Origin of the sequence: Priestia sp. 40, from assembly GCF_049368575.1 — a bacterium.
Lineage (GTDB): Bacteria > Bacillota > Bacilli > Bacillales > Bacillaceae_H > Priestia > Priestia zanthoxyli.
Genome location: NZ_JBMPZA010000026.1, coordinates 206999 through 222387, shown reverse-complemented (window position 1 = coordinate 222387; position 15389 = coordinate 206999). Strand labels below are relative to the sequence as shown.

At 36.8% G+C, this 15389-nt stretch carries 18 protein-coding genes; 13 read left to right on the top strand and 5 right to left on the bottom strand.

The window, feature by feature from the left end; all coding sequences use genetic code 11:
* Positions 1–7: 7 nt before the first annotated feature.
* Both aroA and ACO1DI_RS27335 read left to right on the top strand, forming a co-directional pair.
* On the top strand, positions 8–1279 hold the full coding sequence (aroA, locus tag ACO1DI_RS27340; protein WP_423145773.1) for a 3-phosphoshikimate 1-carboxyvinyltransferase: 1272 nt from the start codon (positions 8–10) through the stop codon (positions 1277–1279).
* A gap of 135 nt (positions 1280–1414) precedes the next feature.
* Positions 1415–1666: a hypothetical protein gene (locus ACO1DI_RS27335; RefSeq protein ID WP_225518904.1), complete on the top strand. Its 252-nt coding sequence runs from the start codon at positions 1415–1417 to the stop codon at positions 1664–1666.
* A gap of 42 nt (positions 1667–1708) precedes the next feature.
* On the opposite strand, the gene ACO1DI_RS27330 is transcribed toward ACO1DI_RS27335, so the two are convergent.
* A complete protein-coding gene (locus ACO1DI_RS27330; RefSeq protein WP_182420924.1) occupies positions 1709–3253 on the bottom strand; it encodes an FAD-dependent oxidoreductase in 1545 nt (514 codons plus the stop codon).
* Positions 3254–3380: 127 nt separating this feature from the next.
* On the opposite strand from ACO1DI_RS27330, the gene ACO1DI_RS27325 reads away from it, so the two are divergent.
* The 5 genes from ACO1DI_RS27325 to ACO1DI_RS27305 all read left to right on the top strand — a co-directional run bounded on the left by ACO1DI_RS27325 (position 3381) and on the right by ACO1DI_RS27305 (position 7259).
* Positions 3381–3524 (top strand): hypothetical protein, encoded by a 144-nt coding sequence (locus ACO1DI_RS27325; RefSeq protein ID WP_182420923.1) that lies wholly within the window; start codon positions 3381–3383, stop codon positions 3522–3524.
* 371 nt (positions 3525–3895) lie between these two features.
* Positions 3896–4867, top strand: coding sequence for an alpha/beta hydrolase family esterase (locus ACO1DI_RS27320; RefSeq protein ID WP_016764703.1), 972 nt, complete (start codon positions 3896–3898; stop codon positions 4865–4867).
* Positions 4868–5207: 340 nt separating this feature from the next.
* Entirely contained in the window at positions 5208–5627 is a 420-nt protein-coding gene (locus ACO1DI_RS27315; RefSeq protein WP_013057690.1) for a CBS domain-containing protein, read from the top strand.
* Positions 5628–5872: 245 nt separating this feature from the next.
* A complete protein-coding gene (locus ACO1DI_RS27310; protein WP_042992056.1) occupies positions 5873–6247 on the top strand; it encodes a hypothetical protein in 375 nt (124 codons plus the stop codon).
* Between the two features lie 58 nt (positions 6248–6305).
* The gene (locus ACO1DI_RS27305; RefSeq protein WP_226555304.1) at positions 6306–7259 is read left to right on the top strand and encodes a sporulation protein; all 954 of its coding nucleotides are present in this window, start codon (positions 6306–6308) and stop codon (positions 7257–7259) included.
* A 29-nt stretch (positions 7260–7288) separates the two neighbouring features.
* Here ACO1DI_RS27305 and ACO1DI_RS27300 read toward each other — a convergent pair whose 3' ends face one another.
* On the bottom strand, positions 7289–8614 hold the full coding sequence (locus ACO1DI_RS27300) for a hemolysin family protein (RefSeq protein ID WP_014459462.1): 1326 nt from the start codon (positions 8612–8614) through the stop codon (positions 7289–7291).
* Positions 8615–9291: 677 nt separating this feature from the next.
* The gene (locus tag ACO1DI_RS27295; protein ID WP_115654268.1) at positions 9292–9924 is read right to left on the bottom strand and encodes a spore coat protein; all 633 of its coding nucleotides are present in this window, start codon (positions 9922–9924) and stop codon (positions 9292–9294) included.
* 208 nt (positions 9925–10132) lie between these two features.
* On the opposite strand from ACO1DI_RS27295, the gene ACO1DI_RS27290 reads away from it, so the two are divergent.
* Positions 10133–10684, top strand: a complete 552-nt coding sequence (locus ACO1DI_RS27290; RefSeq protein WP_140451414.1) for a hypothetical protein — start codon at positions 10133–10135, stop codon at positions 10682–10684.
* Positions 10685–10706: 22 nt separating this feature from the next.
* Here ACO1DI_RS27290 and ACO1DI_RS27285 read toward each other — a convergent pair whose 3' ends face one another.
* Positions 10707–11159, bottom strand: coding sequence for a Dps family protein (locus ACO1DI_RS27285; RefSeq protein WP_116739020.1), 453 nt, complete (start codon positions 11157–11159; stop codon positions 10707–10709).
* 192 nt (positions 11160–11351) lie between these two features.
* Here ACO1DI_RS27285 and ACO1DI_RS27280 point away from each other — a divergent pair, with 192 nt between their 5' ends.
* From ACO1DI_RS27280 to ACO1DI_RS27270, 3 genes are all read left to right on the top strand, one after another.
* Entirely contained in the window at positions 11352–11633 is a 282-nt protein-coding gene (locus ACO1DI_RS27280; protein WP_014459466.1) for a hesB-like domain-containing protein, read from the top strand.
* A 93-nt stretch (positions 11634–11726) separates the two neighbouring features.
* A complete protein-coding gene (locus tag ACO1DI_RS27275) occupies positions 11727–11900 on the top strand; it encodes a hypothetical protein (protein ID WP_013057683.1) in 174 nt (57 codons plus the stop codon).
* 553 nt (positions 11901–12453) lie between these two features.
* Positions 12454–13155, top strand: a complete 702-nt coding sequence (locus ACO1DI_RS27270) for a poly-gamma-glutamate hydrolase family protein (RefSeq protein ID WP_116739022.1) — start codon at positions 12454–12456, stop codon at positions 13153–13155.
* A 51-nt stretch (positions 13156–13206) separates the two neighbouring features.
* Here the strand turns inward: ACO1DI_RS27270 and ACO1DI_RS27265 are convergent, their stop codons facing one another.
* Positions 13207–13476: a CPCC family cysteine-rich protein gene (locus ACO1DI_RS27265; protein WP_014459468.1), complete on the bottom strand. Its 270-nt coding sequence runs from the start codon at positions 13474–13476 to the stop codon at positions 13207–13209.
* A 282-nt stretch (positions 13477–13758) separates the two neighbouring features.
* On the opposite strand from ACO1DI_RS27265, the gene ACO1DI_RS27260 reads away from it, so the two are divergent.
* The gene (locus ACO1DI_RS27260) at positions 13759–14319 is read left to right on the top strand and encodes a copper resistance CopC family protein (protein ID WP_014459469.1); all 561 of its coding nucleotides are present in this window, start codon (positions 13759–13761) and stop codon (positions 14317–14319) included.
* A gap of 4 nt (positions 14320–14323) precedes the next feature.
* Complete coding sequence (locus tag ACO1DI_RS27255; protein WP_226555306.1) at positions 14324–15385, top strand: copper resistance D family protein; 1062 nt, start codon at positions 14324–14326, stop codon at positions 15383–15385.
* Positions 15386–15389: the final 4 nt, after the last annotated feature.

Below are 15389 nucleotides of genomic sequence, written 5' to 3'. Positions count from 1 at the left end.
ACATATTGTGACAGTAAAAGCTTTACGAGGAACGATTCAAATTCCAGGAGATAAATCAATTTCCCACCGTTCCGTTATGTTTGGTTCAATTGCAGAAGGAACAACAACAATTAACGGATTTTTGCCGGGAGATGATTGCCTTAGCACCATTTCCTGCTTTCAAAAACTAGGTGTAGATATTCAAATGATGGATGAACAAAGCGTCGTGGTAAAAGGAAAAGGTATACGAGCTCTAAAAGAGCCATCTGATATTTTAGATGTCGGAAATTCAGGCACAACAATTCGCCTTATGATGGGGATTTTAGCAAATACGCCTTTTCACTCAACGTTAATTGGAGACGAATCCATTGCTAAACGCCCTATGAAGCGTGTGACTGGCCCGCTTCGTGATATGAATATTCATTTAGATGGCCGAAAAGACGCTAATTTTACTCCGCTTGTTATTCGCGGTGGTAAAGCAAAAGGTATACACTACACATCTCCAGTTGCAAGCGCACAAGTAAAATCAGCTATTTTACTTGCTGGACTACAAGCAGACGGAACAACTTCTGTAACGGAGCCGGCAAAATCGCGAGACCACACGGAACGTATGCTAGAGGCGTTTGGCGTTAAAGTGAAAGAAGAAGGATTAACCGTTTCAATTGAAGGAGGCCAAACGTTAAAAGGAACGCATGTAGAAGTGCCTGGTGATATTTCCTCAGCCGCATTCTTTTTAGTAGCGGGAGCCATTATTGCAAACAGCCGTATTGAAATTCAAAAAGTGGGGATGAACCCGACTCGAACGGGTATTTTAGATGTACTTTTAAATATGGGTGCTTCGATAGAGACAGTCAAAGAAACAAAAGAAACGGCAGAGCCTTATGCAGATTTAGTTGTAGAAGCTTCTCATTTAAAAGGCACAGAAGTAGGCGGCGATTTAATTCCACGTTTAATCGACGAAATTCCAATTATTGCACTAGCTGCCACACAAGCAGAAGGGATTACAGTTATTAAAGATGCTGCAGAGTTAAAAGTCAAAGAAACAAACCGTATTGATACGGTAGTAAATGAGTTAACAAAAATGGGTGCTAATATTGAGGCCACGGAAGATGGAATGATTATTCACGGAGGCACAAAACTTCACGGGGCAAATGTAAACAGCCACGGAGATCACCGCATTGGTATGATGCTCGCTGTTGCCTCTTGTATTGGAGAAGGGGAAACAATTATTGAAAATCGTGACGCGGTATCTGTCTCTTACCCGCAGTTTTTTGCTCACTTAGAGTCTTTACAGCAGTAAATTCCCTTATTATGTTAAAATAGCAGTTTGAAAGTTGTAAGGAATTTATAAAATTAAAACCAATGACTCTATATTTCGCCGGAGAAATCCGATATAATCATTACAACACCTCTAGTATTAAATAGAATTTGGTGAATGATTATGTTTTTGATGATTGTCTACATCGGGGCCATTTTATTTTTTATAAAAATGTTTATGGATCGAGATTTTATTTGGTTTTTGTTTCTATTACCATTTTTAATGTTTGTTATGTTTTTTGAAACAGACTACCTTGATCATGTCCCTGAATCTGGAAGGTTAATTATCTTTACTTTTTCTTTTCTAGTCATTTATGCAATGGTTTTGGTGTATAATCGATACTTTAGAAAAGAAGGATGTAAAGAGTAAACTCAAATGTGAATCCATTAATAATGATAAAAAAAGCATGCCCTACGGCGTGCTTTTTTTATCGCTTGAATTGACATCCACTGGTGTAAGCGGCTTTTTAGCAGGGCCTTCTACCACAGATCCGTCGTAAGAGAAACGAGAACCGTGACAAGGGCAGTCCCACGTGCGGTCACCAGCGTTCCAATTCACTTCACATCCTAAGTGCGTGCATGTAGTATCGACGCAGTGAAGCTTCCCTTGAGGATCTTTATAAGCCCCCGTACGTTTGCTGTTTACATATACGACCGACCCTTCATCATTTTGAAGCTGATCCAGTCCTTTTTCAGGCATTGAAAACTTACCGGTAATAAAGTGTTCAGCCACATCAAGATTTTGACGAAAGAAATGCTTAAGGCTAGGATCCGCATAAAAACGAGATGGATGATACAACTCTGCATAGGGGTTGTCTTTTCCGGTTATTGCATCTCGAATAATGTGTGCTGCAATCGTGCTATGAGTCATTCCCCATTTTTTAAATCCGGTGGCAATAAAGATGTTTGGCTTGCTTTCTTTAATGGGACCGATATATGGAATTTTATCAAGGGTAAATAAATCTTGTGCAGACCATTTATAACGAAAATGTTGAACAGTAAAATTTTCTTCGGCGAACCTCTGAAGGGACTCATAGTGGAACAGAGTATTAATCCCTTGTCCAGCTTTGTGGCCTTCTCCACCAATTAAGATGAGTTCTTCTCCGTCAACTTTTGTTGAACGCAGCGAATGAGTAGGCTGATCAGCACTTAAATACATACCTCCGGGATAAGCTTGTTCAACTTTTGCTGCCAACACATACGAACGTTTGGCATACATGCGCGTATAGTAAAAGCCCGCTCCATCATAAAATGGAAAGTGTGAACACGCCACTACATACTTACAAGAAATTCGATGGCCGTCTCTTGTGACAACGGTGGGCGACGTGCTTTCTTCTACGTCAGTTGCTACGGTATTTTCAAAAATCAATCCGCCGCTTTCTGTGAATTTTTTTGCTAAATGAAGCAGATATTTCAACGGATGAAACTGAGCTTGATCTTTCATAATAGCTGCTGCCCTAATATCAAAATTAAAAGGAAGCTCCGTTGCAAATTCACATGGAATATGTAATCGCTGATAGGCTCGAAATTCTTTACGAACTCGATGATCAAACTCCAGCGTTTCTCCGTATAAGTAAGCATCTTGTACCGAAAAATCACAGTCAATGTTTTCCGTTTGAATTAAGTTTTTCATAAACTGCAGAGCTTGTTCATTTGCTTTATAATACAGCAGCGTTTTTTCTTCGCCAATGTGTGAAAGCAGCTCATCGTAGATAACGTCATGCTGAGCTGTAATCTTTGCTGTTGTGTGACCGGTTGTACCATTTAAAATATTATCAGCTTCAATTAACGCCACGTTCAGCCCTTCTTTTTGTAATAAATAAGCCGTTGTAATACCGCTAATACCGCCTCCTACTACTACAACATCAACTTTTCGATTTTCTGAAAGAGATGGGTATGTTGGAAACTTTAAATGATCGCGCCAGTAGGGCTCAGTATCCTTTGGGATATTTGCCAATTTATTCACCTCCATATGATAAGTCTTATTTTTACCATAGTTTTCTAAAAAATGTATGCAAAATAAAGGAATCTACTCTAATAGCATCTCTTTGCTATACCTATTCAAGCAAAAGGAGGGGGAAAGAGTGATTGCAATCAGCCTTTGTACGATTGTTGCGAACGAAGAAGAGGTTAAACGAAAATATTTGCTCTTCAAGATTCTTCTTTTTCAACGTGGCTTCCGCACCTGCACCTTGCCGTCTGCTACGAAAGAATTGGTCAAAGTATGAAATAGTAAAGGTTAAAGATTTAAACATGAAGAGCAATAAATTCATATAAATGATAGGGAGCATCATATAATAAAAGTATAGAGTCTTAATTCGGCAAAGGGCATTGAAACATCAAGGTCCAAATAAAAGGGCAAACGGCATGTTTGTCCTTTTTTCATGATTATAGTGACAATTTTCATATATAGTAATAAAGTATATATATAGCAAAAAAATCCCAAATTTCAAGAATATAAAAAACGGCTTAAAACCAAAACAAGTTGTACTCTCAGAGTATGTAGAACGTGCAAAAAAACGAAATAATATGTAGTATTGTAATACAGGACGTAATTGGGAAGAAAAATGAAAACGTTGACAAAAAGAGGAGGGGTACCATGTTGGGTTCACTACCTAATGTTATAAATACGTCAACGCTTGTGTCTTCAAGTGAACAACAAGAAGCGTCATCTGAATCATTTAAAACATATACTCATAAAGGAAAAAAATTTAAGGTCTATTTACCTAAATCCTATCATATTTTAAAATCTTACCCACTAATGGTTATGCTGCATGGATGTACACAAAATGCAGATGATTTTGCGATAGGCACGCAAATGAATGAGCTCGCCGATGAAAAGGAATTTATTGTCGTATACCCACAGCAGTCTTCTAACTCAAATATGAATAAATGCTGGAACTGGTTTGAACCGCTCCATCAAATTAGAGGGTTTGGCGAACCAGCTATTATCGCAGGAATTGTAAAAAAAGTCCAAAACATGCACTTTATTCAGAAAAATAAAGTGTTTATTGCCGGTCTGTCGGCAGGAGGAGCAATGAGCATCGTTATGGGGGTAACGTATCCAGAACTATTTGCTGGAATAGGTGTGTCAGCAGGTATCGAATATCAGGCGGCTCTTAACGTATTTAATGCGTATTCTGTCATGGCCAGTAAAGGTCCTTCCCCCGTTAAACAAGGGAGAATTGCTTATCAGCAAATGGGAAAACGGGCAAAGCCACTGCCGCTCATTGTATTTCATGGTAACGCTGATTCTACGGTAAATGTAGCCAATGCAGATCAAGTGGTTCACCAGTGGATTACAACGAATAATCTTGCTTATAACGGAAGAATAGATGGATGGATTCAAGATAGCCCGGTTAAGACGAGAGAAGAAAAAATTCTCTTTGGACGGGATTATACCACATATCGCTACGAAAGCAGTAAGGGAGAATTAGCTATTGATAAATATATTATCAATGGAATGGGGCATGCATGGTCCGGAGGGAATTCAGCGGGCAGCTATACAGACCCTAAAGGCCCCAACGCTAGCCGAATCATGTGGGACTTTTTCATGAGTCAAAAAGTATAAACAGAGCATATAATGAGGTTCAGTTGCGTTCTTATCGCAGAGAAGAAGAGCTGAAAGTAGCTCTTCCGGCCCTTATTAGTATAAAAAAGCAGCTGTAGGAACCATCATTTTAACTAGACGTGTTTTTCTAAAAATTAGGATTTGATTATTTAGAAAACGGGTACTGTAATAAAGAAAATAAGAAGCCGAAATTACATAGCTTAGGATTGACAGCTTATAGTTGTAAATGTAAGATAACTGCGAGCTGCATTTTGTATGATTAAAACATTAAAATAAGCCGAAAACTGAAAAAATAAATAGAAATCGTAAGATGAGCGGGTAAGGAAAAGGAGATTAAAAAATGAATATTGCATTTTTCTTAGTACCAAAAAGTGATGTTGTAACACTAAATATTCAATCCACATTAAGACAGGCTCTTGAAAAAATGGAGTATCATCGCTATTCTACAGTTCCGCTGGTTGACGATGATGGTAAATATGTAGGCGTTCTTACTGAAGGAGATCTTCTTTGGAAGTTAAAAAGCCTAGGAGACTATCGCTTTCAAGATACGGAAAATATTAAATTAACAGAGATTGACCGCTATCAAGATTATAACCCAGTTGCTATATATGATGAAGTTCAAAACATCCTTTCAAAGGCAATTGACCAAAATTTTGTTCCTGTAACGGATGATCAAGGTGTATTTATTGGAATTGTGAGAAGAAGAGAAATTCTAGAGTTTTATGCAGAAAGCGCAAGTAAAGTGAAAAATCAAATATAAAAAAGGCCATCTTTAGATGGCTTTTTTTCTTGTCTTAGCTGCCCCGCATATACTCCTAAAAACAGGCTTAGGTCATGGCCCACAGCAATGCACTTCCTTGTACTAGTTTACATAATCTATTTATATATAGGTATAAAATTGCCTATATAAATCTTATTTATAGATAAGGATGGTTTATGTGAGTTACAACAACAAAAAGAACTGTTGCTGGTGTTCTAATCAGTATTATTACAAAACTTCTGGTTATGATCCAAGAAGTAGCCATGAAGGAAAATGCTGTCATAACGATTATAAGCATAACGATCATTGTCCTAAACATGATGATGATCATCGTTCAGGTCATAAAAAATGTCATCATGGCGGGGGTCACGGTGGCGATCACGGCGGTAACCACGGTGGGGGTCATGGCGACAATCATGGTGGACATCACGGCGGTAACCACGATGGAGGGCATCACCATGGTAACCACAGTGGCTGTCATCACGGCGGACATCACGGCGGTTGTAAAAAACGTCATTGCTGCAAAAGACGTAACTGCTGCTGGGGCTGGGTTTTTTAATACAGGAGCTTCAAAGCAACAGAAAGAACTCAAGAAATTGAGTTCTTTTTTTGTAAGTTGAAACTTATAAACGGTATACTTCGTATATATAGTAAGAGCATTTTGGAGGAGGAAAAAAAATGTTTAAAAAAATGTTTGCTAAAATTGGAGTTGGAGCTGCCAAAGTGGATTTACGACTAAATGAAACGGCCTATACGCTCGGTCAAGTAATTGAAGGAGCTATTGTCATCCAAGGTGGAAACGTTCAGCAACATATTAATTTAATTGATGTTGAATTTTGGCTTGAAGTTCAAATGAAAAGCGGTCAAATGCATACACATCGTGTGGAAAGCCTGCGCGCAGCTTCCTCGTTTACAATTAGTGAAGGAGAGAAAAAAGAAATTCCATTTACATATCATTTACCTTTGGATCTTCCAATCTCTGCGAGCAACGTTAGCTATTTCTTTAAGACATACTTAGATATTGAAGGAGGAGTTGACTCAACAGACCGGGACCCTGTGCGCATTAAAGCTCCAAAAAGCCTATATCAGCTAGTAGAGGGATTTGAAGCACTTGGGTTTAGAGAAAAACATCATTCAGGAAAATTTAACGGATACAAACAAGAATTTGCATTTTTTCCTACAGACTTCTTAAAGGGGTATGTAAATGAGGTTGAGTTTGAGGTAGCCATTGAACGAGAAGGTATTCGCGTGTTGTTGGAGCTAGATTTACCTTCTTTCGGCCGAGAGAGGGAAATAAAAAACGAACTCTTTTTTACAAACGATGAACTAAGCCAGCCATCCACTATCGCTCGCTTGCTGGAAGAAGCGATGGAAGAGATGATGGAAAACCCTCGAGACTATGAGTATTATAAGCCTTCTCACTATGATCAGCGTTCACACCACCCACGTATGAGCGGGTTAGGAGGAGCAATGGGAGGCTTTGCAGCAGGTATGTTAGGCGGGCTGCTCATTGAGAATTTGATGGATGATATGTTTGAAGACTCGGCTCTTGGTGAAATTGGAGAAGATATTGAAGAAGCCGGGGAGGACCTGTTGGATGGAGATTTTTTTGATGGAGGAGACGATTGGTAAAAGGAGTTTTGAATAACTAAAAAGGATGATTAATGATGATCATCCTTTTTTTCTTTCTTCTTTCTTTTTTTTACTTCTATATACTTAATGTGAAAATCTTCTATAATCAACACTTTAAAGTAAAATTGCTCATGCTGAATGATATCATTTTTGGTCACATCAAACTTTTCGGTTAACACCCACCCGGCAATGGTATCTACTTCTTCGTCGCTAATATCCGTGCCGAGTAAATCATTTACTTGGCTAATGAGCATTTTTCCGTCAAGAATATAATGATCGTCTTTAATTTTTTGTACATAAGGAATTTCGTCCGTATCAAACTCATCTCGAATTTCTCCCACAATTTCTTCAATAATGTCTTCTACTGTGACAAGCCCAGCAGTTCCGCCATACTCATCAAAGAGAATAGCCATTTGAATACGTTCTTTTTGCATCTTTACAAGCAAGTCATGAATAGGTACGGTTTCAATTACTTTAAAAATAGGCTTGACGTACGATTCCAACGTATTGGTGCCGTCTTTTTCATTAAATACAATATCGTTATAAATTTCTTTAATATTAACGAGACCGATTACTTTATCTTTATCCCCATCTTCAACAATTGGATAGCGCGTATATTTTTCGACATTTGCGATTTGCAAAAAAACCTCTACGACGTCGTCTTTTGAAGCACTCACAATTTCCGTACGAGGGACCATTACTTCTTTAGCTAAACGATCATCAAAATCAAAAATTTTACTCATATATCGATATTCGGATTGATTGATTTCACCGCCTTCAAAGCTCTCAGATAACAAAATGCGAAGCTCTTCTTCACTATGAGCAGCTTCATTTTCTGAAATCATCGTTATACCAAAAACCTTGGTCAGCATACGAGCTGAGCCGTTTAATATTTTAATGAACGGATACATAAGTTTGTAAAACACGATAATCGGTTTTGCAAAGTTCAGCGTAATTTGTTCAGACATTTGAATAGCAAACGTTTTAGGAGCTAATTCTCCCAAGACAACATGTAAAAAAGTAATAACAACAAATGCAATGACAAAAGATAAAATACCAGCAAGCGGCTCATTCGTATGGAAGGTAGTAAAAAGAGGGTGAAGCAACCGATCTAGCGTCGGTTCACCAAGCCAGCCAAGCCCAAGAGCCGTGATGGTGATACCAAGCTGACAAGCGGATAGATATTCATCTAGATGCGTAATAACATGTTTGGCAGAGATGGCTTTTTTATTTCCTTCTTCTAAAAGCTGATTGATTTTTGAACTCCTTACTTTTACAATAGCGAATTCTGTCGCTACAAAAAAAGCAGTTAATGCAATTAAAACCGCGACTAATAGTAATTTTACGGCGATCATTAAAGTCACCACCTTGTACGTAAATGTATATCTTAAGTGTTAGCCAAAGTGGAGAAAACATGTATTAAATCCGGAAAAGAAAAACGCACATAAAAAAACTGCTTCTATCTTTAAAAAGAATAAGAAGCAGTTTATTATGTTACATGTTCATTTAGGGGAATTAATCTTAACTTTACCATCATGGTCTATCACATATCGGTTCTACAGTTCAACTGACTTTTAGCAAACGTATTGCGAGCGTGTTATGACACCTCCTTTAACTGTAATCCGAGTATATATGATGCATCTCTCACTCCTTTCTATTGGTTAAATTTATTATAATACATAATTAATCAAAATACTACAAATATTCAGAAAATAATTCAAAATGCATAGTTTTTTGTCATTTTCTGAAATATATGCGCAAAAGAGATTGAGACACAACTATATTCATCGAATCTAAAAGGGAACAAATTGGATAAATGATCGAGTATGGATCGCTTGTTCCACCGCTGTTGATTTGTGTGCATGACTTCGCTTTCCGAAGAAGTCTTTGCCTTGCCCTCCAATCAACAGCTAGAAGCAACTCTAAATATATTAACATTAAACCTATATTCACCCTACCAATGAAAAGATCCGAACGATGAATCGTTCGGATCTTCCTTTAATTAAAATACGTTTGTCCCAGCCTCTTTTAATTAATGCAGCTTATGGTTATTAGGCATCTGAGGAGAGGCAGCTGCTTTTGCAAAACTTGTGATCATTTGCTGCATATCTTCTTTTGCAAGCTGAGGCACTTGATAATAATGGTGTTTATTTTGATAAAGAGAAATTTCATAAGCCATTTCAATCCAATTAGGAACGCTGTCTCCGAATATTCGGCGAACAACAGGATTTGTTATTTCTAAAGCGGTCATGGTTAAAAGAGATGCCTGAGACTTGACTAGACCTAGCATATGACCTGATATGCCTTTTTCATTAATTTCCTCAACGGACTGATTCGGCTTTTTAGGCTGCGAAGGCTTTAAGCCATAAACAAAGGTATGAGACTGCTTCATGTTATACACATGTGTAGAACCGGCCGGCTTTTGACCAGTAGAAAAAGCTTCTACGATTAAATTATATTCATTTAAAATAAACTGATATTGCCGATCAATGATATCAAGCAGCTCTTGTTCTTTTACATATTGCCTAAACATCATAAACTGATCCATTACATTAATCGAGCCGGCAAGTGTTTCATGAACGTCAAATAGTTCATGCCCTCCATGGTTCAATTGAGGGGGTACAGCTCCAGTTTGCATGTTTGTAGGAAGTTCGTGATTATTCATACTAAGTCCTCCTTAAAATCGGTATCGACTATAGTCTTTAAACTTCTTCAGGTTTTATACTTAAACTTGATTTATTCATAAAATGTTGCTCTACATAACTTAATTTACATCTAGTTATTTAATTAAAGGGTAAAAGTGAAAGGGTTTTATGAAAAAAAAGCGAATATCAATAACAATTCACGATCTATAGATAGGGGAATCAAAAAACATGAATGAGCTGCTGTCATACTCAAGTGAATTAAAACATGAAGCGCATCAACTGGTGGTATCCAATCATTTATTGGATCTGTTAAAAGAATATGGTTGTCCTCTTTCAGGGGAGAGTTTCGAGTTAAATGTCATGACAAATCGCATCCTTAATTTTTACGTAGGAAATGATGAAATGGATGAAGAATCTATTTTTCACATGGGGTATCAGCTTACAAAACGTTTTAACCCTTATAAGATGATATTTGCTAATGAAAAAGATAAGTATCAGTGGAGTGTGTATATGATTCAGAAGGGAGAAGAGTGGAAGCTTGATATTTCCGTGCTTCCAGAAAATATCGTGAAGGACAAAGTTGAGAAACAAGAGTTATTAAAATCACTTCTCACTGAAAAGAAGCGGGAATGCATTTTATTTTTCAAACAGCAAAGCGGATATAATCGCTATTATACGAGTGATCACGTCTATAAGGCTGTGCTAGAAGATGGCATTCACGATGATATGTCTTTTTTTATGTGGCTGCAAAGACAAAAAAAAGTAAATCAACAAACGTAAAAAAGAGCCGGTTAGGCTCTTTTTATGCATTTACAGATGTTTTTACAGGTAAAGCAGCTTTTAGCATCCAAATATGTTTTTCAATGTTGCCGATTGTTCCAATAAATAAGTCAGCTGTTACGTGATCATGTGCTGCTTCAGCTTTTTCAACTGAATTTTTTAAGTTTTTAACAAGTAACGTATAGTCATTAATTAAGGTTTCTACCATTTCGTCACTCGTTTGCTCGTTTCCATCTTCAGAAAGAGTAGCTGCTTGTAAAAATTGCTTCATTGTAGCAATTGGGCTTCCTCCAATGGCTAGTAATCGTTCTGCATATTCATCTATATAGTCCGCCGTCTCATTATAGAATTCTTCAAATTTTTCATGAAGCGTAAAAAATTGAGGCCCTTTTACATACCAGTGAAAGCGATGTAGCTTCGTATACAATACGTTAAAATCGGCAATTTGTTGGTTCAATACGTTTTCTAAATTCATAGTTAATAGCCTCCTAATGAGTTGTTGTTATCTTATGTTTATATTATATCAAATATTAAATTAAAATCAATACTTATTTATAATAATTATTAAATGATAACAATAATACTTTTAAATTGCAGTTATTCTCTTTAAAAACTTTAAAGATATGATAGGATAGAGCAAGAGTATGGAAAGGAAGAAGGATTAGTTATGCATATTACACCAGAAGCAAAACAATTAATTAACAATATACTTGAAGAGCAGGAGATAACAGGAATTCGCTTGTATTTCAAAGGAATTAGCTGTGAAATCCCTAATATTGGGTTAGCTTTTGAAGAGCCTTTTGAAAATGATGAAGTATATGAAGTTAACGGAGTACAAGTAGCAATGGAAGCTTCTATTGTGCCTTATACCAATGAATTAATGTTAGATGTTCATACAACGCCGTACGGTCCAGGTTTAGCATTAGTTGGGGCTAAAGAGGCTGAGTAAAAAATTTATGTAAGAGAAGCTAACAGGTTTGTTGTTTGTTTTGGTAAACCTTGGTTTACTTAATTCAAACGTTAGTGAAATGGAGGGGGACCTATGCTTCTTTCTCATCATGTAACGGTTGAACAAAGACAGCAAATCAAACGCTTTAAGCAACAAATACAAGACGCAAAAACGCTAGATGAACGCCGTTTGTATCAAGCCCAGCTAAATAAATTTGTTGAACGCCTATTTATTGAGAATCGCTTGCAGCGCAGCGGCGAACAATAAAAAACACCTAGAAAAGAAGCCTTCAAAGAAGGTTTCTTTTTTTAGTAGATGATTATACTTTTACATCTTGTAATTATTCATTTTCTTATATATCGCCCTTTATCTACTTGAAATCCGGTTTTCTGTATGAATATAGAACTAAAAACGTGTAAGTTACTATTAAATGAAAGCGCTTTCTGTTATAGTGAAGGTATAGAATTGTACTTGTTCACCTACAATGTTCATAAGGAGTGGTTTGTATGATCGAAAGAGGAAACTTCTTAATTGGTTTAGCGTGGGGAACATCTTTGAGCATACCTTTATGGATCGCCTTCTTTGGCTGGATAAAATTAGTTTGGCGCTTGCTTTAAATAAATAAAAACAAAAAAAGTAAAAAAACTTCAGTAGATATGCGCTGAAGTTTTTTTAAATAATATAAATAGGTATTTAGAACTATTAAATAAATTATAATTTATAACGATAAGTAAATAAGACTACCAAAAATATTATTTTTGGATTTTTTAAGATTCTAATGTTTTAGGTCTTATTACACAATGGAAAGCAGGAGTACAAATTGAAAAGCTATCGTTTAGTAAGTTTCTCTACCTTATGTATCTGTCTACTCGTTTTATTTATTTCACCTTTTCAAGACACATCTAGTGCATCAACTGATAAATATCAAAATTTCAAGCAGCTCTCACAGCACGAGTCTTCAGCTAGCTATAAAGTGACGACCAAAGAAACGAAAAGCCCTGTCCTTATCTTTGCTCCACACGGTGGAGGAATTGAAGGGGGAACAAGCGAAATTGCCAAAGAGCTTAGCAAACAAAATGCTCTTTACCTATTCGAATCGTTAAAGTCGAAAGGGTCACGAGACCTGCACCTCACAAGCACTCATTTTGATGAGCCCACAGCGCGTAAGATAGTAAGCAAGTATGATAATGTTTTATCTCTTCACGGGTATTCTGGGAACGAAAAACATATTTTTGTGGGGGGAACTGATCGGGAGCGTGCAAAAAAATTAACGCAATTATTAAATCAAAATGGATTTCCGGCGGAACTGATTACAAAAGGGCACGATGAGATTGCAGGCATTAACCCTAGAAACATTGCAAATAAAAATCGTACCGGGAAAAGTATTCAATTAGAGATTAGTCAACCGCTGCGAAGTGCTATGTTTCATTCATTCACTTCAAAAGGAAGAGCTTCGTCTAAAACTCAAACTTTTTATAGGTTTACAAATGTGCTTTCTACATTTGTTTCCACTTCTTACTGACTCCAAAAAAGAATGCTTTTGCAAGCATTCTTTTTTTATAAACTAGTTTTGCTACTCGTGACTTATAATAGGTTTCCAGTTAAAATCTTTTACATCTTGAACAGAAGGCTTTCTCACGTGCTGTAAGCTTTCTTTATTACACGCTCCAAAGACTATAAAATTTTGCTGCGCTTCTATTAAAGAAATAGAGTTGGCTCCTAATTCGTTGGCATTCAGCTTTTGGTACGGATCGTCTTCCCAAAAACATATCTCACAAATATCATAGTCACCATCACTGTCTAACGATTGATAACCACAGCAAGGGCATGTATACTTTTTCATTGTTTCTATCCTTTCTGTATGGGATTTTAAGCTAGAAAAAAGTCAGCCATCTTATTTAACTATTTTACTATATTCAAGGATAGTCTGAAAGAATATTCAAAAAATTACAGCGGCACCTTACCTAGGATTTGTGAACATTTTATAACGAATTGGTAATAGTTATTGTGAGACTGAGTAAAAAAGGAGTACACTTACTAGGAAAATAGATCGTGTTCGGAAACGTCTACATAAAAGCATTTTTGGATATGATGAAAAAAGAAAAAGAGATAGGGAGTCCTAAATATGAAAAAAATAATAGGTTTACTTTTAGCATGCTTTTTAGCTGTTCCGACAGTTAGTTTTGCTCATACACATGTGCAAACAACCGTGCCGGAAAACGGTGCAACTGTTACAGCTCCTCTAAAAGAAATTAAATTAACCTTTGAAACACCCATCGAGAAAATTAGTACTATAACAGTTACAAAAGATGGACAAAAAATTTCACTTGCATCGCAAAAAGTAGAGGGTCATGATTTAATAGCTTCTGTCGATCAGCCTCTTGAAAACGGCTCTTACACAGTGAACTGGGAAATTGTAGGGGAAGATGGTCATGTAATGAAAGATTCTATTGCTTTTAAAGTAGATGTGAAAGATGAAGCGAAAGAAGAGAATACTCAAGCAGCCGGAAAAGATAGTGAAAAAAAGCAAGACGCCAAGCAATCTGAACAACACCAAAAAAGTGCAGTAGCAAATGATGAAAAAACAGAGAACAATGATTCTTCATCGTTTTTTGTTATCATGATTATTGCGATTGTAGTGGTGGTTGGAGCATTACTCTTAATCTTTAGAAAGAAAAAGGCTTAAAAAGATGAATATTTTGTTGCCTGTTTTTGAGTGGTTCACATACGTAGGTCTTTCCTTATTATTAGGATTTGCCGTACTGCAATATGTGCCGCTTACAAAAAAGCCAACAATTTTATTATCAAAGCGATGGCTACTTGCAAGTGCAGCGGCTGTCGCTATTTTTTCGGTTGGAAATTCGCTTGAGATTATTTTATCTTTTTCAAAAATAAGAGGGTTAGGTGAAACAGTTCGTCTTGTATTATTAGAAACACGAACAGGACACGCCTGGATTTTTGTTGTGCTGATGGCTATTTTATGTATGATTGCTGTCACAATAGAGAGCCACTCTCATATGTATACATTGCTGACTTTGGCGTTGGTTGGAGGAATCGCCTATGCGAGTCACGCAGCTTCCGCTTCTGCGCTTAGTGGGATGCTTTCTCACTCCATTCATATTTTAGCAGTTGGACTGTGGGGAGGAGTGGTTCTAATTGTTGCCGCTTTTTCAAAAGAAACCTCTAATTGGAAAAATTTCTTAAGCTGGTTTACTCCTTTTGCGATCGGTTGCTTTGTACTTCTGTCATTAAGTGGATTCATTTCGATGATTATTATCATGGGTCTGTCCAACTATGTGAATTCATGGGCTACAGATTACGGACAGTCTCTTTTACTAAAGCATATTACGATTATTCCACTGCTTGCATTTGCCGTTATTAATGGCTTTCTTATGAAGAAAGCCATAAAACAGCCAGAATATAAGCCCGTGGCGTGGATTCGAGCAGAAAGCATTATTTTGCTTATCATTTTTTTATTTACAGCTATTATGGTGACGCAATCGCCGCCAGCCAATATAAGTCATATGGCAATGGATTCATCGATTCTTCCATTTATTTATGGAAAGCAAGTGACGCTTCCTTTAACCTTTCAAGTAACGGTAGTAGGAACCTTGTTCTTATTTGTCGCACTGCTGTTTTTTGTGTATGTACTTATTTGTTTTTACAAAAAGACAGTATGGCTTAGCGTATTAAGTGCAGGTTTGTTTGTTTTTGCTTTTTATATTGCGATGATGACAAGTATTCAAGTATAAAAAC

What these genes read in the sequence shown, in the direction of transcription:
- ACO1DI_RS27300 (WP_014459462.1), bottom strand. Translation starts at nt 8,614, where the DNA reads ATGATCGCCGTAAAATTACTATTAGTCGCGGTTTTAATTGCATTAACT.
- ACO1DI_RS27310 (WP_042992056.1), top strand. Translation starts at nt 5,873, where the DNA reads ATGATCCAAGAAGTAGCCATGAAGGAAAATGCTGTCATAACGATTATA.
- ACO1DI_RS27275 (WP_013057683.1), top strand. Translation starts at nt 11,727, where the DNA reads ATGCTTCTTTCTCATCATGTAACGGTTGAACAAAGACAGCAAATCAAA.
- ACO1DI_RS27265 (WP_014459468.1), bottom strand. Translation starts at nt 13,476, where the DNA reads ATGAAAAAGTATACATGCCCTTGCTGTGGTTATCAATCGTTAGACAGT.
- ACO1DI_RS27315 (WP_013057690.1), top strand. Translation starts at nt 5,208, where the DNA reads ATGAATATTGCATTTTTCTTAGTACCAAAAAGTGATGTTGTAACACTA.
- ACO1DI_RS27285 (WP_116739020.1), bottom strand. Translation starts at nt 11,159, where the DNA reads ATGAATTTAGAAAACGTATTGAACCAACAAATTGCCGATTTTAACGTA.
- ACO1DI_RS27305 (WP_226555304.1), top strand. Translation starts at nt 6,306, where the DNA reads ATGTTTAAAAAAATGTTTGCTAAAATTGGAGTTGGAGCTGCCAAAGTG.
- ACO1DI_RS27335 (WP_225518904.1), top strand. Translation starts at nt 1,415, where the DNA reads ATGATTATGTTTTTGATGATTGTCTACATCGGGGCCATTTTATTTTTT.
- ACO1DI_RS27290 (WP_140451414.1), top strand. Translation starts at nt 10,133, where the DNA reads ATGAATGAGCTGCTGTCATACTCAAGTGAATTAAAACATGAAGCGCAT.
- ACO1DI_RS27295 (WP_115654268.1), bottom strand. Translation starts at nt 9,924, where the DNA reads ATGAATAATCACGAACTTCCTACAAACATGCAAACTGGAGCTGTACCC.
- ACO1DI_RS27320 (WP_016764703.1), top strand. Translation starts at nt 3,896, where the DNA reads ATGTTGGGTTCACTACCTAATGTTATAAATACGTCAACGCTTGTGTCT.
- ACO1DI_RS27260 (WP_014459469.1), top strand. Translation starts at nt 13,759, where the DNA reads ATGAAAAAAATAATAGGTTTACTTTTAGCATGCTTTTTAGCTGTTCCG.
- ACO1DI_RS27255 (WP_226555306.1), top strand. Translation starts at nt 14,324, where the DNA reads ATGAATATTTTGTTGCCTGTTTTTGAGTGGTTCACATACGTAGGTCTT.
- ACO1DI_RS27280 (WP_014459466.1), top strand. Translation starts at nt 11,352, where the DNA reads ATGCATATTACACCAGAAGCAAAACAATTAATTAACAATATACTTGAA.